Origin of the sequence: Pandoraea sputorum (assembly GCF_000814845.2) — a bacterium.
Lineage (GTDB): Bacteria > Pseudomonadota > Gammaproteobacteria > Burkholderiales > Burkholderiaceae > Pandoraea > Pandoraea sputorum.
Map to the genome: position 1 here is coordinate 4,145,532 of NZ_CP010431.2, position 25,084 is coordinate 4,170,615.

23 protein-coding genes are annotated in these 25,084 nt (G+C 64.5%); 6 read left to right on the forward strand and 17 right to left on the reverse strand.

Going from position 1 to position 25,084, the window contains the following annotated elements; translation table 11 throughout:
* Positions 1–7: 7 nt before the first annotated feature.
* The 10 genes from NA29_RS18220 to NA29_RS18265 all read right to left on the reverse strand — a co-directional run bounded on the left by NA29_RS18220 (position 8) and on the right by NA29_RS18265 (position 9,753).
* On the reverse strand, positions 8–826 hold the full coding sequence (locus NA29_RS18220) for an aspartate dehydrogenase (protein WP_039400228.1): 819 nt from the start codon (positions 824–826) through the stop codon (positions 8–10).
* Positions 819–2,471 (reverse strand): thiamine pyrophosphate-binding protein, encoded by a 1,653-nt coding sequence (locus tag NA29_RS18225; RefSeq protein ID WP_039400230.1) that lies wholly within the window; start codon positions 2,469–2,471, stop codon positions 819–821. The genes NA29_RS18220 and NA29_RS18225 overlap by 8 nt, the downstream gene beginning before the upstream one ends.
* Positions 2,464–3,279 (reverse strand): SDR family oxidoreductase, encoded by an 816-nt coding sequence (locus NA29_RS18230; protein WP_039400233.1) that lies wholly within the window; start codon positions 3,277–3,279, stop codon positions 2,464–2,466. Before NA29_RS18230 ends, NA29_RS18225 begins: the two co-directional genes overlap by 8 nt.
* Complete coding sequence (locus tag NA29_RS18235; RefSeq protein ID WP_052253304.1) at positions 3,276–4,154, reverse strand: IclR family transcriptional regulator; 879 nt, start codon at positions 4,152–4,154, stop codon at positions 3,276–3,278. Before NA29_RS18235 ends, NA29_RS18230 begins: the two co-directional genes overlap by 4 nt.
* Positions 4,155–4,203: 49 nt before the next feature.
* Positions 4,204–5,112, reverse strand: coding sequence for an alpha/beta fold hydrolase (locus NA29_RS18240; RefSeq protein ID WP_084103905.1), 909 nt, complete (start codon positions 5,110–5,112; stop codon positions 4,204–4,206).
* A gap of 111 nt (positions 5,113–5,223) precedes the next feature.
* Positions 5,224–5,781, reverse strand: a complete 558-nt coding sequence (locus NA29_RS18245; protein ID WP_039400236.1) for a cupin domain-containing protein — start codon at positions 5,779–5,781, stop codon at positions 5,224–5,226.
* A 40-nt stretch (positions 5,782–5,821) separates the two neighbouring features.
* Positions 5,822–6,595 carry an SDR family oxidoreductase gene (locus NA29_RS18250; protein ID WP_039403959.1) on the reverse strand — a complete coding sequence of 258 codons (774 nt, stop codon included), beginning with the start codon at positions 6,593–6,595 and terminating at the stop codon, positions 5,822–5,824.
* Positions 6,596–6,649: 54 nt separating this feature from the next.
* Positions 6,650–7,432, reverse strand: a complete 783-nt coding sequence (locus tag NA29_RS18255; protein ID WP_039400238.1) for an ABC transporter permease — start codon at positions 7,430–7,432, stop codon at positions 6,650–6,652.
* A 63-nt stretch (positions 7,433–7,495) separates the two neighbouring features.
* Positions 7,496–8,365, reverse strand: a complete 870-nt coding sequence (locus NA29_RS18260; RefSeq protein WP_095178470.1) for an ABC transporter ATP-binding protein — start codon at positions 8,363–8,365, stop codon at positions 7,496–7,498.
* A gap of 311 nt (positions 8,366–8,676) precedes the next feature.
* The gene (locus tag NA29_RS18265) at positions 8,677–9,753 is read right to left on the reverse strand and encodes a porin (RefSeq protein ID WP_039403961.1); all 1,077 of its coding nucleotides are present in this window, start codon (positions 9,751–9,753) and stop codon (positions 8,677–8,679) included.
* Positions 9,754–10,250: 497 nt separating this feature from the next.
* Between NA29_RS18265 and NA29_RS18270 the strand changes: the two genes are divergently transcribed.
* From NA29_RS18270 to NA29_RS18280, 3 genes are all read left to right on the forward strand, one after another.
* On the forward strand, positions 10,251–11,408 hold the full coding sequence (locus tag NA29_RS18270; RefSeq protein WP_039400241.1) for an FAD-dependent monooxygenase: 1,158 nt from the start codon (positions 10,251–10,253) through the stop codon (positions 11,406–11,408).
* A 55-nt stretch (positions 11,409–11,463) separates the two neighbouring features.
* Positions 11,464–12,324 (forward strand): IclR family transcriptional regulator, encoded by an 861-nt coding sequence (locus NA29_RS18275; protein WP_052253305.1) that lies wholly within the window; start codon positions 11,464–11,466, stop codon positions 12,322–12,324.
* Between the two features lie 369 nt (positions 12,325–12,693).
* Complete coding sequence (locus tag NA29_RS18280; protein ID WP_084103907.1) at positions 12,694–12,996, forward strand: DUF4148 domain-containing protein; 303 nt, start codon at positions 12,694–12,696, stop codon at positions 12,994–12,996.
* Between the two features lie 125 nt (positions 12,997–13,121).
* On the opposite strand, the gene NA29_RS18285 is transcribed toward NA29_RS18280, so the two are convergent.
* The gene (locus NA29_RS18285) at positions 13,122–13,823 is read right to left on the reverse strand and encodes an ArsR/SmtB family transcription factor (RefSeq protein WP_039400246.1); all 702 of its coding nucleotides are present in this window, start codon (positions 13,821–13,823) and stop codon (positions 13,122–13,124) included.
* Positions 13,824–13,898: 75 nt separating this feature from the next.
* Here NA29_RS18285 and NA29_RS18290 point away from each other — a divergent pair, with 75 nt between their 5' ends.
* From NA29_RS18290 to NA29_RS18300, 3 genes are all read left to right on the forward strand, one after another.
* Complete coding sequence (locus NA29_RS18290) at positions 13,899–15,167, forward strand: cytochrome P450 family protein (RefSeq protein WP_052253040.1); 1,269 nt, start codon at positions 13,899–13,901, stop codon at positions 15,165–15,167.
* 257 nt (positions 15,168–15,424) lie between these two features.
* Positions 15,425–16,801 (forward strand): MFS transporter, encoded by a 1,377-nt coding sequence (locus tag NA29_RS18295; RefSeq protein WP_039400249.1) that lies wholly within the window; start codon positions 15,425–15,427, stop codon positions 16,799–16,801.
* A gap of 124 nt (positions 16,802–16,925) precedes the next feature.
* Complete coding sequence (locus NA29_RS18300) at positions 16,926–18,179, forward strand: Hsp70 family protein (RefSeq protein WP_039400252.1); 1,254 nt, start codon at positions 16,926–16,928, stop codon at positions 18,177–18,179.
* Between the two features lie 95 nt (positions 18,180–18,274).
* Here NA29_RS18300 and NA29_RS18305 read toward each other — a convergent pair whose 3' ends face one another.
* The 6 genes from NA29_RS18305 to pgl form a co-directional block, all read right to left on the reverse strand.
* On the reverse strand, positions 18,275–19,651 hold the full coding sequence (locus tag NA29_RS18305; RefSeq protein WP_039400254.1) for a GntT/GntP/DsdX family permease: 1,377 nt from the start codon (positions 19,649–19,651) through the stop codon (positions 18,275–18,277).
* A 178-nt stretch (positions 19,652–19,829) separates the two neighbouring features.
* On the reverse strand, positions 19,830–21,329 hold the full coding sequence (locus NA29_RS18310; RefSeq protein ID WP_052253041.1) for an AMP nucleosidase: 1,500 nt from the start codon (positions 21,327–21,329) through the stop codon (positions 19,830–19,832).
* Positions 21,330–21,579: 250 nt separating this feature from the next.
* Positions 21,580–21,789, reverse strand: a complete 210-nt coding sequence (locus tag NA29_RS18315) for a dodecin (RefSeq protein ID WP_039400259.1) — start codon at positions 21,787–21,789, stop codon at positions 21,580–21,582.
* A 45-nt stretch (positions 21,790–21,834) separates the two neighbouring features.
* The gene (locus tag NA29_RS18320) at positions 21,835–22,422 is read right to left on the reverse strand and encodes a MarR family winged helix-turn-helix transcriptional regulator (RefSeq protein ID WP_052253042.1); all 588 of its coding nucleotides are present in this window, start codon (positions 22,420–22,422) and stop codon (positions 21,835–21,837) included.
* A 133-nt stretch (positions 22,423–22,555) separates the two neighbouring features.
* On the reverse strand, positions 22,556–24,427 hold the full coding sequence (locus NA29_RS18325; RefSeq protein WP_039400262.1) for a bifunctional transcriptional regulator/glucokinase: 1,872 nt from the start codon (positions 24,425–24,427) through the stop codon (positions 22,556–22,558).
* Positions 24,405–25,082: a 6-phosphogluconolactonase gene (gene pgl / locus NA29_RS18330; RefSeq protein WP_039400264.1), complete on the reverse strand. Its 678-nt coding sequence runs from the start codon at positions 25,080–25,082 to the stop codon at positions 24,405–24,407. The genes NA29_RS18325 and pgl overlap by 23 nt, the downstream gene beginning before the upstream one ends.
* Positions 25,083–25,084 lie beyond the last annotated feature (2 nt).

Sequence of the window (25,084 nt, forward strand, 5' to 3'; positions counted from 1 at the left end):
CTTCCTGCTAGATCACACAGTTCGCGACGCGATTGCGCAGTGCGCGAATGGCCGAGTACGCGGTAAGTGCCGACGTCTTGGGATTGTCCGGCAACGGCTTGCCGCACATCTCCAGCGACATTTCGCCGAACGCACCGCGCGCCGCGATGTGATGCACGTTGCGCGTGCTCGTCGGGTCGGCGATCAGACGCACACGCGTCGCATCGAGCCCCAACCCGGCAATGGCGACAGTCGCCGCGACGTTAGCGTTCTTCGGGTACAGACGCGCAGCATCCCGGGCGCTGCCTTCGAAGATCACGGTCGCCGTGGTGAGCGTGGCGAGATCGCAGACCTGCTCGGCGGGCGTGCCGTGCCAGCCCATGGGCGGTTTGCGACCCGTATACAGCACCTCGTCCAGCCCGCCTTCACGGGCGGCAGAGATGGCATCGATGCCGCCAATCGCACCGGAGAGCAACGTGACGGTCGATGCGCCATCCTTCGCGGCCTGTTCCAGCGCTGCGAGCAGATCGGTATCGGAGAGCGCACCAATGGAGGCCACCGCGCAGTCGACACCCGACTTGAGCAGCGGCACGACGTGCCCCGAGAGTGCACTGTGTCCGGCGCACTCCAGAACGAAGTCCGGACGGCTCGAGAGCGCCTGCGCCGACGAAACCACTTCGGTACCCGCACGCACGCTGCCGCGCACACGCTCGGCGGCGTCTTCCGGCACGATCACATGGCCTACGCGCAGATACGGGTCGCTCGCGCACGCTTCGTACACTTTCGAGCCGATCGCGCCGAAGCCGATGAGTGCGACGTCAACGGGACGATGATTCAATTCATGCATTCGCAGGCTCCCGGACCGGCGGACCGGCGAAGTGCGACGCGAAGTTACCGACCGACAGCATGTCTACTTCGAGCAGCACCGGACCGTCGTAAGCGACGGCGCGGGCCACAGCCCCCTCCGCCTGATCGATAGACGTAATGCGCTCGTGCTTGAGTTGCAGGCTCGCGCAGAACGCGGCGAAGTCCGGTTGATGCAGTTGTACGTAGTGACGACGGCCACCGTACTGCGCATCCTGAATATTGCGGATCACGCCATAGCACTGATCGTTCATCAGCAGAATCACGACGGGCGCCTTTTCCTGCACGGCAGTCGCGAGTTCGCCGACGTTCACCATCAGGCCACCGTCGCCGCAGAGTGCGACCGTCTTCTTCGCATTACCCGCGAGCGCCGCGCCAATGCCCATCTGCATGCCCTGACCGATGCCGCCACCGAGCGCGTGCACCCCTGCGCGCGGCGAGAAGATCTTCAGCAGACGGTTGCCCCACGTGCTGTTCGAGATCGTGACGTCGCGCACCCAGTTGAAGTCGCGACCGAGCGCGCCTTGCAGCGCCGCCACGAGTTGACGATACGGACCGAGGCCTTCGGCAACTTGCTTCACAGCAGCATCGCGCGCGGCAGCGAGGTCGGCGTGGAATGCCGGATCGACCGAGAGACGACCTTGCAGGCGGTCGGCGAGTGCGTTCAGCACGCTGGCGGCATCGCCCTGAATGAACAGGTCGTTGCGATAGCCACGGTTGTCGGCCAGTCCGTCGGCATCGACGCGATACAGCGGACGCGGCAGCGCCAGCTTGTACTTGAGCGTTTCGTTGCCGCGCAGACGCGAGCCGACCACGAGGACCGCGTCACACGTCTTGTAGAACTTCTCGACCGTCGGGTGGATGTTGAATGCGCCCAGCGTCGCGGCGTGGTCTTCCGGCACGATGCCGCGACCCTGCACGCTCGTCACCACGCCGAAGCCCATGTCGACCAGACGCTTGACGGCAGCTTCTGCGCCGCGTGCACCACCACCGAGCCACAGCAGCGGACGATGCGCCGACGCCAGCTTGTCGGCCAGCGCGGCGACGCGTGCCTCGTCGTGCGTCGGCACCGGAATGTGCGGTGCGGACAGATCGCTCGGCCATTCGATTTCAGCCGCCTGAATGTCGATGGGGATCTCGACGCTCACCGGCCCGGTCGGTGCGCTGAGCGCAGCGCGCACCGCTTCGCGCACCGTCGCGAGCGCCGTGTCGACGCAACGCACGCGGTAAGCCGCCTTCGAGATCGAGTTGAGCATGCTCAGCTGATCCGGGGCTTCGTGGATGTAGGCGAGATCGCGGTCGAGGAATTCGGTTTCGATCTGGCCAGTGATGTGGAGCACCGGCGTGCCTGCCGTGAGCGCTTCGACCATCGCACCGGCCGCGTTACCGGCGGCCGTGCCCGTGCTGGTGAAGGCCACGCCCAGTCCGCCGGACACGCGCGACAGGCCGTCGGCCATGTTCAGGGCACCGGCTTCGCCGCGTGCGCCGACGTAACGGATCTTTTCGCGACGCGCGATGGCGTCGAGGATCGGCATGTTGTGAATCGAGATAACGCCGAATGCGGTCTGCACGCCGCACTGTTCGAGAAACGCCGCGATGACTTCGCCGACGGTGGTTTTGTTAGACATGTCTTGCCAAGCCTCCGGAAACATCGATGTGGCTGCCCGTCGTATAGGACGACTGCGGGCTAGCCAGGAAAAAGATCGCTGCGGCCGCCTCTTCAGGCTTGCCCAGACGTTGCAACTGGATTTGCTTCTTGCGCGCGAGTTCACCGGTCCACTCCGACCAGGTCTTGCTGTCGCCTGCCTCTTGCGCAGCGGCGTAACGACGACGCCACTGTCCCGACTCGACCAGCCCGATCAGAATCGAGTTGACGCGCACGCCGTCGGGGGCGAATTCGCCCGCCATCGAACGCACGAGGTTCTGCACCCCTGCGCGCGCCGACGACGTCGCCACCATGTGCGGCTCCGGTTGCAGCGCGAGCAGCGAGTTGACGCAGACGATGGCAGCGTCCCCCGTCTCGCGTGCGGCGTCGCGCAGCATCGGCAAGCAGGCGCGCGTGGTGCGGATCACGCTGAAGTACTTCAGTTCGAGTTCTTCGCGCCAGGCGTCGTCGGTCGTGTCGGCAAACGTCGACACACGACCCTGTCCCGCGTTGTTCACGAGCATGTCGAGACGACCGAATTCGCCACGGACGCGCTCGACCAGTGCAGTGACGTCGCCCTCGTCGAGCACGTTGCACTGCGCGGCGATGAGACGCGCCTGAGGATGGCGCTCGCGCAGATGCGCTTCGGCTTGCGCCAGCCGCTCGGGGTTGCGCCCGCAGATGGCGACGGCGGCCCCGGCGTCGAGCAGGCGCTCGGCGGTTGCCAGCCCGATGCCGGACGTGCCGCCCGTGACCAGCGCTGCGCGCGAGGAAAGGTCGATCTTGATCATTTGAGTCCCAGTGACTTCATGTAGGGGGTGGACTTGCCGTCGCTGCCAGGGCGGTAGTTCAGACGGTGCGAGAGCGCATCGGCGGCTTCGCGCACCTGACCGATCAGGCCCGCGTCGAGCATCGATGCGTCGATGTTCGCGCGCGGAATCGTGACCGTGATGGCGGCGCAGATGCGACCCACGTCGTTGCGCACCGGCGCGCTCACCACGCTGATGCCGCGCTCGAACGACGAGGCCGACACGGCATAGCCGCGTTCGGCGTCTTCGCGCACACGCTCGAACAGTTCGGTGAGCGACTCTGGCGTCTGCGGCGTGAATTTCTCCAGCGTCTTCTCGGGATACAGCGCGCGCAGTTCGGTGAGCGTCAGATCGCCCATCAGCACGTGACCGTGCACCGTGGCGTGCGCGGGCAGACGCGTGCCGACGTTGACCTTGATCGAGTTGAAGACGCCGGCGACGCTTTGCGCCTTCGCGACGAACACGATGTCGCGGCCGTCGCGAATCACGATGTGCGACGTCAGTTGCGTGGCGTCGCGCAGGCGCTCGATGATCGGAATGCCCAGGTCGGTCAGTTCCAGCGAGCTGAGGTATTCGAAGCCCAGACGCAGCACGGCCACGCCCAGACGGAAGTTCTTTTCGCTTCCCGCACGCTCAAGAAAGCCCATGGCTTCGAGCGTCTGCAGCAGACGGAAGACGGTCGTGCGCGGAATGCCCAGCCGTTGCGACAGTTCCGGTGCACTGAACACCGGTTCGCGCGGCGAGAATTGGGTGAGGATGCGCAGGCCGCGCTCTAGGCCCGGCACGAGATAGCGGGACTCGGCAGGGCCCTCGACGACAGCGTCGCCGTCGGGCGAGACGTTTCGATCGTCCTGCATATTGTCGTCTTCGGTGAGCGCTTCGCGCTTCGGTGTGGCCGGTGCCATCTCAGCGCTCCCCTGCCGCGACACGTTCGAGCCACGCGGCGAGCGCAGCATTCAGAACGTCCGGCGTTTCGATGTACGACGCGTGGCCTGCGCCGTCGATGATTTGCAGTGGCACGCCCGCCACTTTCGCGATGACCTCGCACGCAGCAGGCGGCGTGATGCCGTCCTGCGCGCCCACGGCGACCGCAACGGGACCGGCCTTGGCACTCACGTACTGTGCAAGGTCGCCCGCGACATCGCCATTCGAGAGCAGGTGCGTCGCCTGACGGTAACCGACCGGCAGCACCCGCGACATGTTCCATTTCACCCACGCGCGTGGCAGATCGGCGGCGCCGGGCGCAACGAGGTTGTCGCTGCGCTCACGCGCCATGCCCGCAGGGCCGAGCTTGTCGAGCATCGCCAGACGGCTGTCGCGCTTGGACACGCGCACCTCGGCATCGGCGCGGCCATAGCCGTTGGCGGGAGAGCACAGAAAGAGACCGCGTACGCGTTGCGGCGCGCGGCTCGCAAACCTCGTTGCCATGATTGCGCCCAGCGAATGACCGGCCAGCGCCACACGATCCAGACCGAGGGCATCGAGCCACGCTTCGAGAGCGTCGGCATAGGCGTCGGGATGAGGTTGCGCAGCAGCGACATTCGACGTCTCGCCGTAGCCGGGCGCATCCCATGCGTAAAGCTTCGCGTCGAGGCCCGTGGCCTCGAACTGCGCCAGCCAGGACGCTGCGCCGGAGCCGATGCCGTGCAGCATCACGACCGGCACGCCGACGTCGTTCCCGGTGCCCGAACAGCGATAGCCGACAGTGCCCGCACGCGTTGCGACGGTGCGGTACGGAAAGGCGTCCAGCCGTGCGCGCAAGGGCGCAACGACATCGTCTTCTGGCACTTCGTGTTGATGGGCTTCGGCTTGCATGGCGGCTTTCGTCTAACTGTTGCGGACTTGATGCAGACTTCCGACTGCGTGAATTTCTGCCGATGCCGTGTGCGCATTCGACACACGGGCACCGGACTTTTCCTTGCCGACTTACTTCATTTCGCGCTTGATCTTCGCAAGCGGCGAATCCGGCGGATACGTCGGCGTGACCGGCTTTTGCGAGCCGAGCATCACGCACATCAGTGCGTCTTCGTCGCCGATGTTGATTTCCGTGCGGTACACGCCCGGCGGCACCGAGATCAGATCGCGCTCGCCGAGAATCGCTTCCCACGTTTCACCGTCGCGCTCGCAGATCACCTTCATCTTTCCGCGCATGACGAAGAAGATTTCCTCGACGTCCATGTGGATGTGGCTCGGGCCGATGTTGCCGGCCGGAATCACCATCGTGGAGAACGTGAAGTGACCGGCAGGCACAGTGTTGACGTCCTTGGCCACACCGGTGCCGCCCGTGCCGACATAGCGCATCTGTGCGCGGCGGTACTTCGGGTCGTAGTCGGCCTGGAACTTGAGGGCGTCCCAGTCGTATTTTCGCGTCGAGAAACGGGCAACGCGGGTCTCCAGCCAATCGCCGAATGCCTGACCTTCGGTCTGCGTCCAGCTCTCGACGGCCTGCGGCGTCGCGGTGTTTTTAGCGTCGGCTTGCGCCATGATCTAACTCCTGAAAGGCGTTGCGAATGAGAGTGGCTCGTCAGGGCATGACGAAGCCGCCGTTGACCGGCAGAACCTGCCCGGTCACGAAACGGGAAGCGTCGGAGAGCAGGAACAGCACCGGGCCGACGACGTCGTCCGGCACTTGCGCGCGCGGTAGCGCACGTCCCTCCAGATAGTGGCGATGGCGCGCCGCCGGCACATACGCCGTGGCTTCGACTTCGACGAGCCCCGGTGCGATCGCGTTGACGGTGATGCCGTCCGGACCCAGTTCGCGCGCGAGCGAGCGCGTCATCGACATGACCGCGCCCTTGCTGGCCGTGTAGGCGAGCAAGCGCGGGGCGCCCCACAGCGCCGTGTCGGACGCGATGTTCACGACGCGGCCCTGCCCCGAGGCGCGCAGGAACGGCAGCGCAGCCATCGTCATGAGCCACGTGCCGCGCACATTGACGTTCATCACGGCGTCCCACGTCTCGACGCTCAGCTCGGTAGCCATCTTGCCGCCCGAGTTGGTGATCGCGCCGTTGTTGACGAGTCCGTCGATGCCGCCCATCTGCTGGCCAGCCGCTTGCGCAGCCGCTTCCACCGATGCGGGGTCCGACAGATCGACACGGACGAACGACACCGCGTGTCCAGCGTCCTGCAATTCGGCAGCCAGCGCTTCACCGGCATGTGCGGCGATGTCGGCAATCGTCACTTGTGCGCCACGTGCTACGGCGGCACGCACGAAGCCTTCGCCAAGGCCACGCGCGCCGCCGGTGATCAGCAGCTTCTTGCCGTCGAGCGGCGGCAGTGCGTCGATATCGAGCGGCATCACCGGGAGGGTCGACAGTTCGTTCACGATTCGATTCCTTGTGAAGTCCGGCGCTCAGGCGATGTTCATGGCCGCACGCGGCACGTAGTGCAGTGCACGACGCTCCAGCCACACCACCGCCGCGTAGGCTGCGATACCGATGACGGTCAGCCCGGCAATCGCAACGAACACCATCGCGGTATTGCCCTGCCCTTCGCCGTACACCAGCAGATAGCCCAGACCACGGTCGCCACCGACCAGTTCGCCGACAGTCACGCCGATCACGGCCAGCGTCGACGCGATGCGCAGCCCCGCGAACAACGCCTGCATGGCCGACGGGAATTCCACGAAGCGGAAGATCTGCCAGCGGCGGCCACACAGCGCGCGCACCAGATTGACCATGTCGGGATCGACCGAGCGCACCGCGCCCAGCACGTTGATCATCACCGGGAAGAAGACGATCAGCACCGCGACGAGAATCTTCGGGTAGATCGTGTAGCCCATCCACATCACGAACAGCGGCGCGAAGGCGACCTTCGGTGCGATCTGCAACGCGAGGATGTACGGCGAGAGCATGGCTTCGGTCGACGGCGACAAACCGAGGATCACGCCGATCAGCACGCCCAGCGCCGAGCCGATCACGAAACCGGCGATCACTTCGAGCGCCGTCACACCGATGTGCAGCCACAGGTTTTCCACCTGGAACATGCGCACGCCTTCGACCAGCGTCGACGACAGCTTGGGCAACACGAATTCGGGCACGCCGAACGCGCTCGGGCCCCATTGCCACACGGCCGCGAAGATCAGCAGCAGCACAAAGCTACCGGCGGTCAGTTGCGTTTTGGAAAGGGATTTCATAGCGGAGATTCCAGTGTCTTGTGCGAGGGCGAACCGTTTCGGATCGATGCGGATCGATGGCGATCAACCGAGGTGATCGTCGCGACCGACCTTGAGCAGTTCCATCAGATGCGCGACGTACTCGTTCATGCCCGCTTGCTTGCGGCGCTCGATGGGGTTGTCGCGATGCGGCAGATCGACGGTGATCTCTTCGATGATCGTGCCGGGACGCTCGCTCATCACGAACACGCGGTCCGACAGCGCAATCGCTTCTGCGAGATCGTGGGTGATCATCAGCGCCGTCTTGCCTTCGCTGGCAAGCATCTGCGCGAGATCCTGCTGAAGCACCATCTTGGTTTGCGCATCGAGTGCCGAGAACGGCTCGTCCATGAGCAGCACATCCGGCTCCACAGCCAGCGTGCGGGCGAGTGCCGCACGTTGACGCATGCCGCCCGAGAGCTGATGCGGGTAGTGATTCTCGAATCCCTTGAGGTGGCAGCGCGCGAGCAGCGCCTTCGCGACTTCTGCGCGCTCGGCCTTGCTACGGCCGCGAATCTGCATGCCGAGTTCGACGTTCTTCTGAATCGAACGCCACGGCATGAGCAAGTCCTTTTGCAGCATGAACGCGACTTGTTGCGACGGGCCGCGCACTGGCTTACCCGCCAGCGTCACCTGTCCTTCGCTGGGCGCGTACAGACCGGCGCCCATGTTGAGCAGCGTGCTCTTGCCGCAGCCGCTCGGGCCGATCAGCGAGACGAACTCACCGGCCTTGATGCCGATGGATACGTCCGAGACGGCAGTCATCTCGCCCTTGCCCTGGCGATTTTTGAAACGACGCGTGACGCCGCGATATTCGATAGCGAACGGCAACGGCGCCGCTGCCGGCTGCGCGTGGCGCGCGTCGGCATACGCCTCGGCTACGTTTGCGTCCTTCAACTGAATCGACCTGAGCATGGGAAACCACCGTGTTTCGGGATGTTCAACTTGCCTTGGGCAGCCTGCGGCGACTGTTCGCGTGCATGGCCTGCCAGCCTGTCTTTCACTTTCACGTCACGTTTCATATGTGAAACGTTGATTTACTTATGGATCAATTATAGGGAGTGATGGCCGCAGTCAAAATTGTTTTTTGACTAGGGGAAACCCGAATTCATGGGCTTTTCGGGGCGGCATGCGATGTATTGGGCAAAAAAAGCGCCGACGGGCAAGAGCCGGCCGGCGCATCAAGAGAGACCACTGGGTGAAAAAGATAAAACCGCCGGGAAGCGTCAGAACGAGTGGTGCACGCCCGACATGATCACGAGCTGGTTCGACGTCGACGACGGGCTGATCGTATTGATCGCCGTCACCGCACCATTGCCGCTCGCGTGTTGGTACGCACCGCTCACGTAGACCTGCGTACGCTTGGAGAACGCGTAGACATCACCAAGGCTGACCTGTGTCCAGCGCTTGCCCGACATATTGGTCGTGGCCGCGCCGAAGGTGATCGTGTTCGGCACGCTCGTCGCGAAGTTCACACCGGCGTCGAACGATTGATAGGTGTCGTTGTAGCCCGGGGACTGAAGCTTCACGCGCGTGTAGAGCGCGTGCAGCAGCCACGGCCCGAAGCCATAGGACACGCCCGCGCCCATGTTCTCGACGTTCGATGCCGCGTAGGTCGCCACCGGCTGGCCCTGGAACGTGGCGCCGCCGAGCGCCGCGACGTTCGGCGTGCGGTTGTTCTCGTTCGAGTAGACGGCCGATGCCTTGAAGCCGCCGTTCGTATAGTTCGCGGCAGCGCTCCACTTGCGACCGTTCGCGAAGTTCGAGTTGTTGCCGAACGAGAGCATCGCGCCCGCCTTGAAGCCCATGTAATCCGGCGTGACGTAGCGCACCGAGTTATCCACTTGCACGACGGACGTGTTGGCGAGTTCGTCAAGGTTGCCCGGGTGGAACATGTACCAGTTCATGCCCAGATAGGCGGTGCTGAACGGGCCCAGCCAGTCGAAGTTGAACGTGGTCATGTGGCCGATGGTGAGCGTACCCATCTTGTCCGACTGCAAGCCGACCCACGACTGACGGTTGAACATTGAACCCGCCTTGATCGTGTTGCCCGTGAGTGTCGAGAAGCCGTTTTCCAGCAGGAAGATGGCGCGATTGCCGCCGCCCAGATCTTCCACGCCACGCAGACCCCAGCGGTCCGGCTGCGAGCCGCCCTGCTGCGCAATCCAGTTCGAACTGCCGCCCTGGTTATTCACGAATGCCACCCCGGCATCCATGCTGCCGTACAGCGTGACGTTGCTCTGTGCGTGTGCTGCGACCGGCACACCGAGCGCCAGCAGCGTTGCCGCCGCGACCGTCGTCATGCCCGGGATCCGCCCCATCGGAAACCGCTTCATCTGTGAACTCCTGTCGTTCGATGATTCGAGAACGATGGATACGTCCGCCAAATGCGCAGCCAGGCACGGATCAGCCCGCACCCAGTACGCTCGCTTTGCGACGTTCCACCTGTGAAACGTTGGATTACTTATGAAACCAACTGAGCGAAGCTTAGGCCAGGAGACTCTCGGCGCTTGCAGCGGAGATGCACGAATTGATGGCGGCAAATTGGCGTGATAACGCGCGTGTGTAGAGCGAGGAATGCCCGCTGTATGAGGCGATTGTTATGTCACCGAACGTCCCGCCAGCGTTGCCGGAAGTCCCGTTAGGACGGTGCTCGATGTCAACGCGCAAACTCAGGATTTACCCGAGGAAGGCTTGCGGTCGATCGAATCAAAAACAATAATATTTGAACATCATGTTCATATTTGAACGTTTTATTTTTTCCGAATCATCGAGACACTCGTCAAAAAGGATGTCCCCCATGCAAGCTCCCCTCATTGGCATCAACGGTGCCGGCATCGGCGGTCTGGCCGCCGCCATCGGATTGCTCCGCGCAGGTTTTCGGGTGCGTGTGTATGAGCAGGCCTCGCAGTTCGCGCGCGTCGGTGCGGACATCAACCTGACGCCGAATGCGGTGCGCGCACTCGACGGGCTGGGCGTGGGCGACCAACTTCGCAAGACCGCCGCACAGCCAAGCCATCGCATCAGCCGCATGTGGGACTCGGGTGAAACGACGTCGAGTCTGGAAATGGCACAGACCGCGCAGACGAAGTACGGTGCGCCGCAACTCACGATGCATCGCGCCGATTTGCTGCAAGCGCTGGAGCAAGCCGTTCCGGCGCAAGCGCTTGCACTCGGCAAAAAGCTCGTATCGTTCGAAGCGCCGGACGCAGGACAAACGGGCAGCATCCGCCTGACGTTCGCCGATGGCACGCATGACGACGTCGACGTGCTTATCGGCGCCGACGGCATCCACTCGGTCGTGCGCCGCGGCCTGTTCGGGCAGGAGTCGCCGGAGTTCACCGGCGTGGTGGCGTACCGTGCCGTCGTCCCCGCAGAGAAGCTCAGCGGCGTGCCGAATCTCGGTGCGTTCACCAAGTGGTGGGGACCGAATCCGTCGAGCCAGATCGTGACGTTCCCGCTCAACCTCGGCCGTGACATCTTCGTGTTCGCCACGACCCCGCAAGACAGCTGGACGCTCGAATCCTGGACCGCACCGGGCGACGTGCACGAGCTGCGCGCCATGTACGCCGACTATCACAGCGAAGCGCGCGCCCTGCTCGACGCATGCGACAGCGTGCTCAAGTCGGCGCTCTACGTACGCGATCCGCTGCCGCAATGGTCACGTGATCGTGTGTCGCTGCTGGGCGATGCGAGCCATCCGATGATGCCGTTCATGGCGCAAGGCGCAGGTATGGCCATCGAAGACGCTGTGGTACTGTCTCGCCACCTCGCGGACGCCGGTACGGGCGCCGATGCGGCTACGCTGGCGAATGCACTGGCACGATACGAAGCCGCGCGTCGCGAGCGCACCGCACGCGTGCAGATCGGCTCGCGCGGCAATCAGTGGCTCAAGGAGGGCGGCAACGCCGACTGGGTCTACGAATACGACGCCTGGCAAGTGCCGCTCGCCGCCTGAGTCCGCCAGGATTTCCGAGCATCGCCGTCCGATTTTGACGAAGGGATTCGAACGCATGACGAAAGCAACGTCCGCCAACACGCCAGCCGCAGGCGCTCCTGAGACTGAGGCACACGACACCGCGCAAACGGGTCTCGTGACGCCGGTCATGCGCGCACTCAAGCTGCTGCGCTACGTGGCGGACGGCGGCTCGACGGCGAACCTCAGCGACGTCGGACGTCGCATCGGCGTGAACCGGGTGACGGTCATGCGTCTGGTGGAGACGTTGCAATACGAGGGCGTGCTGGAACCGCTGCCGCACGGTGGACATCGGCTCGGTCTCGGGTTTCTGACGTTGGCCGCCAGCGCCCTCGCGGGCGAAGACCATCTCGCCACGGCACGACGCGTACTCACCCGCGTGACGAGCGAGACCGGGCTGTCGAGCTATCTCACGGTGCTCGACGGCGCGCAGGTGCGCTACCTCCTGTGTGAAACACCTGCCCTGCCGCTGGTGAGCAACATCCGTGCAGGCAGTCGCGTCACCGCGCATCTGACGGCACCGGGCCGGTCGTTGTTGGCGCATCTGAACACCGAGCGCCGCCGGGCCTTGCTCGGACCTGAGCCGTTGGCGGCCGCGACGGCACAGAGCGCGCGGACATACGCGGCGCTCGATGCGCAGTTGTCCCGAGACCGCGAAGCCGGTTGCGCATGGAGTCAGGACGGGTTCGAAGCGGGTATCGACGCCTGCGCCGCCGCTGTGCTCGACGCTCATGGTCGGCCGTTGGCAGCCCTGAGCGTTGCCGGTCCCCGGGCACTCGTCGGCACCGATGCCGTCACACGCGAGCGTACGGCTCGCGTCGTGAAGTCGGGCGCTGCCGATCTCGCCGTATTACTGTCAGACGCGCCAGCGTTCCTCGCAGCGGCGGAACGGGCCTGATACGTCGGTTGTAGTGTGATTTTGAACTCAGCCGGGCACATCTTGTAGCGCCGTGCCGTCATCGGCAATGACCGCGACGGCTTTCTGGCGTGTGTCGGATACAAATTCCGACTCGCTGCGACATCCTGTCGCACTCCTTTTAATTAACATCTTCATTAGAGTCTTCGCTCGACATGATCTTTGAATGTCGGGTGCCTTGAAATCCTTATATGACGGGGGTTTCGAGGCGATTCGTTCTTCGCAATTCATTGTTGCGCCGCATGCGGTTACTCCTGCGACGTGGTCGTCCTACCTTAGAGGCGTAGGCGGTGCCGGACTCGAAAGCGAGCTGGCCGACCACCCAAGAAAAGCAATGACAGGAGAATAATCATGACCCGCACTCTTTCTCATCTGATGATCGCCGCAACCGTCGCTGTAGCCGCTGCCCCGGCAGCGTTCGCAGGCACCGGCGGCAATGGTTATCCGAACGAAAACTTCTTCTGGCAATCGAGCGTGTATAGCGAACAACTCGCCGTGCCTCGCGCCCAGGTCAAGCAAGAACTGATCGACGCACAAGGCTCGCTGACCCAGACCGATAGCCAGTACCCGGTCCTCAAGACCTACGGCAACCCGGTAGGCGCTCACGTGCAAGGCTCGACCGCGCTGATGAACTCGACTTATCGGGGGAATTGATCGGCCCTGGTGAGCTAAGCGTTGGAGGTATCTCGATTGAATCTGCGAAGATGCCCGACGGTTAGCTCAGTTGAAAAGAAACACCCCGCGCAATTTGGCGGGGTGTTTCTTTTTGTCCACGAGCATCAGACGGCAATGGCCGACAGTTTGCGTTCGCCGAGCGGCGTGACGCGCAGCGCCCGCGCCTCGCGCGTGGGTTCGAGCCACTTGGCATCGAGATAAGTGCTGAGCAGTGCAGCCCCCAAAGCGCCGCCGAGATGCGGCTTGCGCTCGCTCCAGTCCGGGCAGGTACAAGCGAAGCGACGGCGTCGCGCATGCGCCTGAGTGAGATCGACGCCGAGGGCGGTCAGTCCTTCGGTGCCTGCATCGGTAAGTGACACGTCGCTGCCATCGATACGAATCCACCGACGCGCGTGCATCCGCGCAAACAGATCGACAGCGATCTCCCCGGCGAGATGGTCGTAGCAGGTTCGAGCGTGACGAAGCGGGATGGGTGTCGCACGACTAACCGGCACCGGACGCGGCCGAAGTTCGCGCGTGGCAAGGACAGCACTAGCAAGCGCCTCGATGGCCGCTGCCGTCTCCGGTGTGGCGATGCGGAAATACCGATGCCGTCCCCGCGCTTCCTGCGCAAGCACGCCACCGTCGACAAGTCGGGCAAGGTGCCCGCTTGCGCTGGAGGGCGATAACCCCGCCACCAACGCCAACTCGCCCGCAGGACGGGCAGAGCCATCCATCAACGCCCAAAGCATGGTCATGCGGCCGGCGTCGGCGAGGAGCGCGGCGAGGGAACTGACGCCCGGTGCGGCATCTCGTGCGGTGTCCATGTCAGGACTCCTTTGAAGAATATGTCCGCAGTATAGGTCCGACGGTGCGTTCAACAGTTCAGGACAGGATGAAACATGGCAGACGTTTCATGGCGCATCCTTGACACCATCGAGACACGTTTTCTGAGGCTCTTCGCCATGTCAGTCGCCACGCTTGTATCGCCCACGCAGCCGCACAACCGCTTTCCCGCGAGTGCGACGGAAGCCGTCACGCACCCCGATCCCTATCCGTACTACGCGTCGCTGGCCACGCGACGCCCCTTTGGCTTCGACGCCGCGCTCGGCCTGTGGGTCGCTGCCGGACCGCAAGCGCTGGCGGAGGTATTGGGACATCCTGCTTGCGGGGTGCGCCCGGCGGGGGCTGTGGTGCCTGCCGCGTTGGCGGACGGCCCTGCGGGTGAGTGGTTCGGGGCGCTCGTTCGAATGAACGACGGGCCCGCTCACACGGCGATGAAGCGCTGGCTCAACGCTCAGCTTGCGACGTTGCATGCCGACCGGGACACACTGGTTCGTCTGCACGATGCCAGTCAGGCCGCCTGCGCCGACGCCTACCTCGCGCGTGGCGACGCGCCCGCCGCCCGCCTGGACGACTTCGTCTTTCGTCAGCCCATCTATGGCCTCGCGGCATGGCTGGGCGTTCCCGCAGCGCAATGGACCGAAGTCCATGAAGATGTCCGGTCGTTGGTCGCGGCAATGGCGGAAGCTGGCAAACCATCGCCACGCGCCGATGTGCTGGCTCATGGACACAGCGCCGCTGCGGCACTGCGTCAGCGTGCCGTTCGCTGGCTCGACAACGACGCCGCCTCCGACACCTGGCTGCGAGACGTCGCCCGACGCGCAGCAGGCAACGACAGTGTGGACTTCGACGCCCTTACGGCGAACGTCGTCGGCCTCTTCACGCAAACCCACGACGCCTGCGCCGGTCTCGTCGCCAACAGTATCCGACGGCTTGCACGAAGTGCCGATGTCACCCCTGCGTCGGCAAATCCGGCAGACCTCAGTGTCGCCATCAAGGCCGTCAGCGACGTCATCCGATTCGATCCGCCGGTACAGAACACGCGACGCTTTCTGCACGCGCCCGCTGTCATCTGCGAACAGGCGCTAGCGCCGGGCGACGCTATTCTTGCCGTGCTGGCGTCTGCGCCACCGAGCGCAACGCCGGACGGCGTGGCATGGACCTTCGGGACCGGCGCTCACGCCTGTCCGGGACGCTCCCCCGCCAGCACGATTGCCGCCGTCGGCGTTCACGCGATACGCCAAGGGGGCGAAGACCTGGCGTCGCTGGCGAGCGGCACCGCGTACCACCCGCTCGGCAATATCCGCATCGCCCGGTTTTCCGTGTAGGCGTGGTGTTTTGAGACGGCTGACGCCGATCCTCCGTCATCGTTTTGTCTGACGAAATACGAATTTCATCTGATAAAACACGGTTCCTTGACAGAGCCTCCTTTACCCACAAGGCTTTGCGCGACGTCCCGCCGTCCGAGCGGGAATTCAGGCAGCATGACACTTTCCTCTTCGCCACCTTCGTCCATCATCCTCTCCGGTCGCGGCACCCCTGCGCGACGGACCGCGGACAGGCGATCGATGTTCCTGCTGCTCTCATGTCCAACACACTTTCCGACGGCATGCCCATGCCTGCACGGCTCTGGGCCGTGGCGACCGTCATGCTCGCAATCGCGTTGTCGGTGCTCGACAGCGCCATCGCCAACGTGGCACTGCCGACCATCGCACGCGATCTGAACGCCAGCCCTGCCACCTCGATCTGGATCGTCAACGCGTATCAGCTCGCCATCACCATTTCGCTGCTGCCGCTCGCCGCGCTCGGCGAAATCGTGAGCTACCGGCGCGTCTACACGGTGGGGCTCGCGCTCTTCACGGTTGCATCTCTCGCCTGCGCACTCTCCGACTCGCTCATCACGCTGACGCTCGCACGCGTGGCGCAAGGCTTCGGGGCGGCCGGGATCATGAGCGTGAACACGGCGCTCGTGAAGACGATCTACCCGTCGCGCTGGCTCGGACGCGGCGTCGCCCTCAACTCGCTGATCGTAGCCGTCTCCTCAGCTGCGGGGCCGACGATTGCTGCGGGCGTGCTGTCTATCGCCCACTGGCCGTGGCTCTTCGCGATCAACGTGCCGCTGGGCATCATCGCGTTCGCCATCGCCGTGCGCTCGCTACCGGACAGCACGCGCTCGTCGCATCCGTTCGACTGGACGGGCGCGCTGTTGAGTGCGCTGACGTTCGGGCTGCTGATCTCCGGCATCGATTCGTTCGGCCACGGTCAGGAGCGCTGGCTTGTCGCCGTCGAGATCGCGGCGGCCGTCGTCATTGGGACGGTCTTCGAACGCCGCCAACGCAGTCAGCCAGTGCCGCTGCTCCCCGTCGATCTGCTGCGCATCCCGATTTTCGGACTGTCGATCTGCACGTCGATGGCGTCGTTCTGCGCGCAGATGCTCGCGTTCGTCTCGCTGCCCTTCTTCCTTCAGGACACCCTTGGCTTCGATCATGTGCAAACGGGCCTGCTGATGACGGCGTGGCCGCTCACCATCGTGGTTGTCGCCCCCTTGGCGGGACGGCTGCTGGAGTACTACAAGCCGTGTCTGCTCGGCGCGATCGGGCTGGCCGCATTCGCCCTCGGGCTGCTCGCGCTCGGCTTGCTGCCCGATCAGCCAGGCATGCTCGATATCGTGTGGCGCATGGCGTTGTGCGGCTTCGGTTTCGGGCTGTTCCAGTCGCCCAACAATTACGCGATGCTGATGTCCGCCCCGAGCCATCGCAGCGGCGGCGCAAGCGGCATGCTGGGCACCGCGCGGCTGACCGGACAGACGACCGGCGCAGCGCTCGTGGCGCTTGTCTTCAGCGTCGCGCCGCAGGGCTACGGTACGCGGGCGTCGCTTTACGTGGCGGCCGCATTCGCGGCGGTGGCAGCGGTCGTGAGCAGTCTGCGCACGCTGCCGTCCGCGCAACCGGCAGTGAAATGACGACACGTCAGACGCCGCGGCCGACATCCCTTCCCGGGCCGCGCAAGCGGGTTCACCCGGCCGACCGTCCGGCCGTGCTACACTGCCGACCTTTTACGGCTCGCCAGCGCGGGCCGCAAATGCCATGAGTTTCTGCGCCATCGATTTCGGCACTTCGAATTCTGCCGTCGCCGTGAAAGGCGACAGCGCCATGCGTCTGGTCGAACTTGAGGCCGGGTACGGCACGCTGCCTACCGCCGTGTTCTTCAACGCCGACGAAGGCGGCCGCGCCTCGTTCGGGCGTCAGGCCGTCGCCGATTACGTCGATGGCTACGACGGGCGCCTCATGCGCTCGCTCAAAAGCCTGCTCGGCTCCTCCCTGATCGAAAGCACCACCGACCTCGGTAACGGCTCGGCGATGCGCTACATCGACATCATCGCCACGTTCCTGCGTCACCTTCGCACTCATGCGCTGAAGGCCGATGGCGGCGATCTGCGCCAGGTGGTCATGGGGCGTCCGGTGTTCTTCGTCGACGACGATCCGAAGGCGGACGCTGCCGCCCAGCGCTCGCTCGAACAATGCGCACGCGACGTCGGCTTCAAGGACGTGCATTTCCAGTTCGAACCGATCGCCGCCGCATTCGATTACGAATCGCGCCTGACGGAAGAACAGCAAGTGCTGGTCGTCGACATCGGTGGCGGTACGTCCGACTTCTCGCTCGTGCGTGTCGGCCCGGATCGCGCCCGTCATCTGGATCGTAAGGACGACGTGCTCGCGCACCACGGCGTGCATATCGCCGGGACCGACTTCGACCGCCGCATCGAGCTGGCGACCATCCTGCGCGAACTCGGCTACAAGGCACTCGGCCCGGACGGCAAGGAAGTCCCCAACCGGATCTACTTCGATCTGGCGACGTGGCACCTGATCAACACCGTCTACACGCCCAAGCGCGTGGGCGAACTGGCGCTCACGGCACATCTGTATGCCGACGCCGCCCATCACCGTCGCCTCATGCGCACGGTCGAGCAACGCCTCGGTCACGCGCTGGTCGGTCATGCGGAAGAGGCCAAGATCGACGTGTCCGCTGGCGGCGAAACACGCATCGACCTCTCGGTCATCGAACGAGAACTGGGCGTGGCCTTCTCGGAAGCCGGTCTGGTGGAAGCCGTGAGTGACGAAATCGCCAGCATCACGGCGGGCGCCGTGCATACGGCGTCGCTCGCCGGGCTGCGCGCCGAGGATGTCGACGCGCTGTACTTTACCGGTGGCTCGACGGGCCTGCGTTGTCTGTCCAGCGCAATGTGCGCCGCCTTCCCGAAAGCGACGCCGGTCTTCGGCGACCGCCTCGCCAGCGTGGCACTGGGTCTGGGCATTCACGCAAAGCGGGTGTTTTCCTGATCGCACCCAGACGTCCGCCCCACCACGAAAAAAGCGCGCGACCGAAAGGTCAGCGCGCTTTTTTTATGCCGACGGACGAAGCGAGTCGAAACGGATCACACGAGGAATTGCCAGAGCAGCAACGTCATCACCAGTCCGACCAGCGACACGATGGTCTGCAACACCGACCACACCCACAGCGTCTCCTTGAGCTTGAGGCCGAAGTACTCACGCACCATCCAGAAGCCCGCGTCATTGACGTGGCAGAAGAACACCGACCCCGCCCCGATCGCCAGCGCGATAAGCGAGCCCTGCACCGGCGGCAGATGCATCACGAGCGGCGCGACGATACCGGCCGTCGTCGTCGTGGCGACCGTTGCCGAGCCCGTCGCCTGACGCAACGCCACAGCGATCAGCCACGCCAGCAGAATCAGCGGCATATGCGTGCCGACCGCTACCTTGCCGATGGTCGTCGCAATGCCCGCCGTTACCAGCGCCTGCTTCAGCCCGCCGCCCGCACCGATGGTGAGCAACAGCCCGGCAATCGGCGGAAGCGCGCGACGCAGTGTCTCGCCCACGCGAGCGCGCGGCAGCCCGCGTCCCCACCCGAGCACGACGATGGCGACGATAACCGTCAGCGCCAGCGCGATGATTGGCTCGCCGAGAAAGTTGAGCGCGTCGAACAGCGGTGTTTCCGGCGTAAGCGCCACCTTCGCAAGCGTGCGGCCCAGCATCAGCACGACCGGCAGCAGAATCACCAGCAGCGCCGCTGCGAATGGCGGCTGCGAAGCGTCGTCGTCACGCTTGGTGAATAGCTCGCCCATTTGCTGCGGCGCCTGTACCTGCAAACGCGGCGCAAGCCACATGCCGTACAGCGGCCCTGCGAGAATCACGGCCGGGATCGCGATGAGCAGCCCGAGCCCCATCGTCATGCCCAGATCCGCGTGCAGCGCCGACACAGCGATGAGCGGTCCCGGGTGCGGCGGCACGAGCGCATGCAGCGTCGTCATGCCCGCAAGCGCCGGGATCGCCACGCGCAAAATCGGCGTGTTCGCACGACGCGCCATCACGAAGATGATCGGCACCATCATGACCAGACCGACTTCGAAGAACAGCGGCAGGCCGATGATCATGGCGACGAGCGCCATCATCCACGGCAACGCCGCGCCTTTCGCGAACTTCAGCAGCACCGTGACGATACGGTCGGCCGCCCCAGTGTCGGCCATCAACGCCCCGAGCATGGCCCCGAGCGCGATGATCATGCCAGCGTCGCCCAGCAGACTGCCTGCGCCCTTGCTGAACGAACTGGCGACCGCCTCGAGCGGTAGCCCTGCGCCCAGACCCGCGATGAACGTGCCGATGAGAATCGACAGGAACGGCGATAGCTTGAGTGCGCTGATGAAAACGATGATGGCCACTAGGCCGACGAGACAGGACAGCAGAAGGCGAGTGTCGTGCGCTGCCCAAGGCACGACGTGGTTGACTATCTCCACGATGATCCTTGATGACGAGAAACGAAAACACCGGCGCGCAGCGCGCAGCCGGTGTGTGCAGGGATTGTGCTACTGGAGACGGCGGCATGCACGCATGGGCCGCAACGCCCCGTGATACGGGGCAGGCGGGAGGCAGCGGCAAGTTTCGATCGACAAAACATCGCCGCTGCAGGGCGCGTTACTGGAACGCGACTTCGTTGAAACTGCGCAGCTTGCGACTGTGCAGACGGTCCAGACCGTTGTCGCGCAGCAGCTCCATGGCCTTCACGCCGATCTTCAGGTGCTGGTCGACGCGCTCGCGATAGAAGCGGTCCGCCATGCCCGGCAACTTCAGTTCGCCATGCAGCGGCTTGTCGCTCACGCACAGCAAGGTGCCGTACGGCACGCGGAAACGGAAACCGTTGGCGGCAATCGTCGCACTCTCCATATCGAGCGCAATCGCCCGGCTCTGACTCATGCGCTGCACCGGCTCACGATGGTCGCGCAATTCCCAGTTCCGGTTATCGACCGTCACCACCGTGCCCGTGCGCATTACACGCTTGAGCTCGAAGTCGTCCAGTTGCGTGACATCGGCCACCGCACGCTCCAGCGCCACCTGCACCTCGGCCAGCGGCGGCACCGGCACCCACAGCGGCAAGTCGTCGTCGAGCACGTGGTCTTCACGCACGTAACCATGCGCGAGGCAGTAATCGCCCAACCGTTGCGAATTGCGCAAGCCCGCGCAGTGTCCCAGCATGATCCACGCGTGCGGACGCAGCACGGCAATGTGATCGGTGATGGTCTTGGCGTTCGACGGCCCCACGCCGATGTTCACCATCGTGATGCCGGTGTTGTCCGGGCGCACAAGGTGATACGCGGGCATCTGCGGCAGGCGCGGGGGCGACGTACCCTCCTCGCTGCGCGATTCGATGTTCTGGTTCCAGTGGGTAACGTTGCCCGGCTCGACGAACGCCGTGTACTGGCTGCGGTACTCGCGCAGCGCGGGGTCGTCCGTCGCGCTCATCAACTCGCGTCCCAGCTCGACGAACTCGTCGATGTAGAACTGGTAGTTGGTGAACAGCACGTAGTTCTGGAAGTTCTCGGGCGACGTCGCCGTGTAGTGACGCAACCGGTGCAGCGAATAGTCGACGCGCGGCGCAGTGAACAGCGCCAGCGGCAGAATCTCGCCCGGCAGCGGATCGCGCGTGCCATTGACGATGCTGTCGTCCATCTTCGCAAGGTCGGGCACGTCGAACACGGTGCGCATGGCGCGCAGGTGCGTCTGATCGAGATCGCCTTCGAGGTACACGCCGTCCTGATAGGCGAAGTGCACGGGTATCGGTTCGTCCGAGACGCCGACTTCGAACGCAGCGCCGTGGTTGTGCGCCAGTCGACGTAACTGCTCGATGTAGTAGTTCTCGAACAGATCGGGACGGGTGACGGTGGTCTGATAGCTGCCCGGGCCCGAGACAAAACCGTAGGACAGGCGCTTGTCGAGCTGGGTGATGTCTTCCGTGGTGATACGGATGAACGGGTAGTGGGCGCTTACGCGGCGCGCCTGATCTTTCTGCTTCGAGAAGCGCTCGAATGCCGCGCGCAGATAGGCCGTATTGGCGTCGTAAATCGTCTTCAGATAGGCGACGGCTTCCACCGGATCTGCGATCGATCGGGTGGCATGGACCGGTTCTTGTTCGGACATGCGCAAACCTCTTCTGTCTTCTTCGTGATCTCGAATATGCGCCTATTGTGACACGACTGTACGACATCTGCGGGACAGTGAAGCCAGTCGATTCCCATTCGGCAAAAGGGGCGGACAGCAGGGTTTCGAGGGGATTCAGCGGGGATTCAGCAGGGATGTGGAGGAGATTTGGTGCGACGTCGGCCGGGGACGTTCATCCCCGGCCGAGCGTGTTCTTGCGGATGCTACCGGATGATGCCGGATGGTGCGCTCAGTCTTCGAGCCGCATGCCGACCTTGAGCGTGACTTGCCAGTGCGCGACCTTGCCGTCTTCGATGTGGCCGCGTGTTTCGATGATCTCGAACCAGTTCAGATTCCGCAGCGTCTTGCTCGCGCGTTCGATGGCGCATTTGACCGCGTCCTCGATGGACTTGGTTGACGAGCCGGTCAGCTCGATTTGCTTGTACACGTGATTCGTCATGTCAGCCTCCGGGTGGGTTTGGAGACTTCCCATGCTAGGCGTGTGCTACTGAGGCCGCAAGTCGGTGCATTCCGACAGGTCGTCGCCAGCATCGTCTAGCAAGTCGACGGTCGCCGCGTGCTCGCTGACGTTCGCCGCATTTTCCGCCTGCGCACGGCGCAGCACAGCGGGCACGACGGTGTCGAGCGGCGTGGGAACGACGTGCGTGAGATTCCGACGCACTTTTTGCAGCAACTGCGTGAGCTGCACCGCTTCGAACGCGGTCAGGCCGTGCAGCGCTTCATCGCGCACTTCGTCGGAAAGGCGGCGCGCGACCTGCAATTGCGCAACCGCCGCCCGGGTGACGAACAGGCGTTCGATGCGAGGATCGCGCGCGTCGGGTCGGCGTCGCACCCAACCCGCCTCTTCCATGCGCTCCAGCGTGCCGGCGAGCGTCTGTACCGGCGTTTCCAGAATGTCGGCCAGCACCGTCGGACTCACGCCGCGATTGACGCTGAGATAGGCGAGCAAGCGGCATTGCGCGCGCGTCATCGGCAGCGTGCGCTGTGCAAACTGCTCGAAGCGGCGCCCGAAGAGACGTTGGATGTCTGCGACGAGAAAGCCGAAACGTTGGGCGGAATCGGTTACTTTCATATGCCGCATTATGCTAAACATGTTTAGGGATATCAAGCCGACGACACTTCGGCGTCCGGTGCATCTCCGGCCAACGGCCCGACGTTCCCCGCACGACGCCGCCCAGCGCCGCCTGATGCCGCATCAAGTCACTTCAGGCCGCCGCTGGTGTGCCGTCGCCCTGTCCGCTACCGTGCCCCAACCAGTCGAGCGCGCCCTCGCCTGCGGTTTCGCCTCCCGGACCGGCACGCCGAATCGCCACGCCCACGGCCAGCACGTCGATGGCGGCGAGATGCAATATCCGCGCAATCATCGTGACGTGTGCGCCCATCGTCTCCACATGATCGTTGGGCAGCACCAGCGTCGCCTTGCGGGCGAGCGGTGAATTGCGCGCGGTAAGCGCAATGACCTTGGCACCGCGCGTGAGTGCGATATCGACGGCGCGGTTCAGGTCCGTCGAGCGTCCCGATGCGGAAATCGCGACGACCACATCGCCATCCCCCAACAACCCGGCCGACGCCTGCAACAGGTACGGATCGCCATACGCGATAGTCGGCTTGCCGAAACGGAAAAACTTGTAGTGCGCGTCCTGCGCGATCACGCCTGAATTGCCCAGACCGTAGAACTCGATGCGACGCGCGCCGTCGAGCAGCGTCACGGCCGCCTCGACGGTGCGGGCATCGAGATGCTCTCGCATTTGCAGAATCGACGACACCGTGTTGTCGAGCACCTTGGCGCTGAACTCGGCGGCCGTGTCGCCCACGTGCACCTGCCCGTGACGCACCGGCAACGTGCCCGTCAGTGCGCTCGCCAGCTTGAGCTTGAAATCCGACAACCCCTGACAGCCGAGCTTGCGGCAGAAGCGAATCACCGTCGGCTGACTCACACGCGCCAGACGCGCGATCTCCGCCACCGGCTCGGCCAGCAGCGCACGCGGTTGCTTCAACGTGAGTTCCGCGACGCGCTGCTCGGCAGGACTCAGACGATCACGCAGACGATGCAGACGGTCGATGAGCGCTCCCGCCCCGGCCGCGTGCGTGCCCAACTGCTCAGCGAGAATTGCGGATGTGCCCAGAAACGCCGGATGATCGGCCGTGATGACGTAGGTCGGGATCTTCTTCAGATACGCTTCGAAGCGTCCCTTCGCCTCGAAGCGCTGACGAAATGGCGACGCTTCGAACAGCTTGCCGAGCTTCGGAATCACCCCTCCGCCAAGGTACACGCCCCCGACCGCGCCGAGCGACACCGCCACGTTGCCTGCGAGCGTGCCCAGCATCGCGCAGAAGCAATCGACGGTCTCGCGCGCGAGCGCGTCGCCCGATTCCGCGAGCTTGACGATGACCGGGGTCTCAAGCGATTCCACACGACGTCCCGCCCGCTCCGCCAGCGCCTGATAAACCAGCGCCATGCCTGGGCCCGCGACCAGCCGCTCGAACGACACGTGCGGGAAGTGCTTCCACGCATAGCGCAGCACGTCGATCTCACGCTCGTCCGCCGGAGAAAACGTCGTGTGGCCGCCCTCGCTGCCCAGCGCGATCCATCGGTCTCCCGCTGGAATGAGGCCCGACACGCCCACGCCGGTACCCGGCCCAAGCAAACCCAGCACACCATTCGGACGTGGTTCGCCACCGCCGATCTTGTGCTTCTGCGCGTCCGTCAGATACGGCAACGCCATCGCCAGCGCGGTGAAATCGTTGACGACCAACAGCGTCTCGAAACGCAGCGCACGGCGCGTCGCTTCGATGGAAAAGTGCCAGTCGCGGTTGGTCATCTGAATCTCATCGCCTTCGATGGGATTGGCGATGGCGATGGCCGCGTGCTGCACCGGCTCGGCGTGATCCGCCTCGTCGAGATAAGCGCGAATGACTTCGGGCACCCCCGCGTAGTCGTCGCAGGCGTAGTCGCGGATTTCAACGAGATCGCCCGGCGAGATCTCCAGCGCAAAGCGGGCGTTGGTGCCACCGATGTCGGCCAGCAGTCGCGGGCCGCTCAGGTGGGGCGGGTTATTCCTCACTCCAGAAGACATCGAGCTTGACTCCTTCACGGTGGATCAGCCGGGAGATGGCGTTGTCCTGTTCGTTCGCCTGCGCGGCTTCGAGCACGGCGCGTTTGGCCGGGCCCTGTATTTGCAGGATGAGCCGGTCGCTGGCGGCGAGTGCGGCGAGCGACCACGACACGCGCTGATACGGCGCGTGCTGCGGCTGCACGAAGACGAACTTGTCGTGGGTGGTGGCGGCGTAGGGCCATTGCGGGGCGTCGGCGAAGAGCGATGCGGTGTGCCCGTCCTCGCCCATGCCCAGTACGCAGACTTGCGGCACGCCGTGCGTCCACGTGTCGTTGAGCGTGCGCACGTGCAACGCCGTGGCCGTCGCGGTGTCGACGATCGGCAGCCAGCGCGCGCCGGTCGCACCGGGCAACAGCGTCTCGGTCACGAGTCGCGCATTGCTGTCGGCGTGATCGGGCGGCAGCCAGCGATCGTCCACCAAGGTGATATCGACGTCGCGCCACGCCACGGGCAGTCGCGCAAGCTGTGTGAGAAACGCCCGGGGGCTGGTGCCGCCGGAGACGGCCAGCAACGCACGCTTGCGAATCGTCAGCGCTTCGTCGATGCCCGCTACGACGGCGTTAGCCAGCGCATGTGCCTGCGCGTCGCGCGTGGGAAAGGTTCGCCAATGGATCATGC

Bases quoted from the DNA above. Each gene is read 5' to 3' on its own strand.
- NA29_RS18220 (WP_039400228.1), bottom strand. From the start codon at position 826: ATGCATGAATTGAATCATCGTCCCGTTGACGTCGCACTCATCGGCTTC.
- NA29_RS18225 (WP_039400230.1), bottom strand. From the start codon at position 2,471: ATGTCTAACAAAACCACCGTCGGCGAAGTCATCGCGGCGTTTCTCGAA.
- NA29_RS18230 (WP_039400233.1), bottom strand. From the start codon at position 3,279: ATGATCAAGATCGACCTTTCCTCGCGCGCAGCGCTGGTCACGGGCGGC.
- NA29_RS18235 (WP_052253304.1), bottom strand. From the start codon at position 4,154: ATGCAGGACGATCGAAACGTCTCGCCCGACGGCGACGCTGTCGTCGAG.
- NA29_RS18240 (WP_084103905.1), bottom strand. From the start codon at position 5,112: ATGCAAGCCGAAGCCCATCAACACGAAGTGCCAGAAGACGATGTCGTT.
- NA29_RS18245 (WP_039400236.1), bottom strand. From the start codon at position 5,781: ATGGCGCAAGCCGACGCTAAAAACACCGCGACGCCGCAGGCCGTCGAG.
- NA29_RS18250 (WP_039403959.1), bottom strand. From the start codon at position 6,595: ATGCCGCTCGATATCGACGCACTGCCGCCGCTCGACGGCAAGAAGCTG.
- NA29_RS18255 (WP_039400238.1), bottom strand. From the start codon at position 7,432: ATGAAATCCCTTTCCAAAACGCAACTGACCGCCGGTAGCTTTGTGCTG.
- NA29_RS18260 (WP_095178470.1), bottom strand. From the start codon at position 8,365: ATGCTCAGGTCGATTCAGTTGAAGGACGCAAACGTAGCCGAGGCGTAT.
- NA29_RS18265 (WP_039403961.1), bottom strand. From the start codon at position 9,753: ATGACGACGGTCGCGGCGGCAACGCTGCTGGCGCTCGGTGTGCCGGTC.
- NA29_RS18270 (WP_039400241.1), top strand. From the start codon at position 10,251: ATGCAAGCTCCCCTCATTGGCATCAACGGTGCCGGCATCGGCGGTCTG.
- NA29_RS18275 (WP_052253305.1), top strand. From the start codon at position 11,464: ATGACGAAAGCAACGTCCGCCAACACGCCAGCCGCAGGCGCTCCTGAG.
- NA29_RS18280 (WP_084103907.1), top strand. From the start codon at position 12,694: ATGACCCGCACTCTTTCTCATCTGATGATCGCCGCAACCGTCGCTGTA.
- NA29_RS18285 (WP_039400246.1), bottom strand. From the start codon at position 13,823: ATGGACACCGCACGAGATGCCGCACCGGGCGTCAGTTCCCTCGCCGCG.
- NA29_RS18290 (WP_052253040.1), top strand. From the start codon at position 13,899: ATGGCAGACGTTTCATGGCGCATCCTTGACACCATCGAGACACGTTTT.
- NA29_RS18295 (WP_039400249.1), top strand. From the start codon at position 15,425: ATGTCCAACACACTTTCCGACGGCATGCCCATGCCTGCACGGCTCTGG.
- NA29_RS18300 (WP_039400252.1), top strand. From the start codon at position 16,926: ATGAGTTTCTGCGCCATCGATTTCGGCACTTCGAATTCTGCCGTCGCC.
- NA29_RS18310 (WP_052253041.1), bottom strand. From the start codon at position 21,329: ATGTCCGAACAAGAACCGGTCCATGCCACCCGATCGATCGCAGATCCG.
- NA29_RS18315 (WP_039400259.1), bottom strand. From the start codon at position 21,789: ATGACGAATCACGTGTACAAGCAAATCGAGCTGACCGGCTCGTCAACC.
- NA29_RS18320 (WP_052253042.1), bottom strand. From the start codon at position 22,422: ATGAAAGTAACCGATTCCGCCCAACGTTTCGGCTTTCTCGTCGCAGAC.
- NA29_RS18325 (WP_039400262.1), bottom strand. From the start codon at position 24,427: ATGTCTTCTGGAGTGAGGAATAACCCGCCCCACCTGAGCGGCCCGCGA.
- pgl (WP_039400264.1), bottom strand. From the start codon at position 25,082: ATGATCCATTGGCGAACCTTTCCCACGCGCGACGCGCAGGCACATGCG.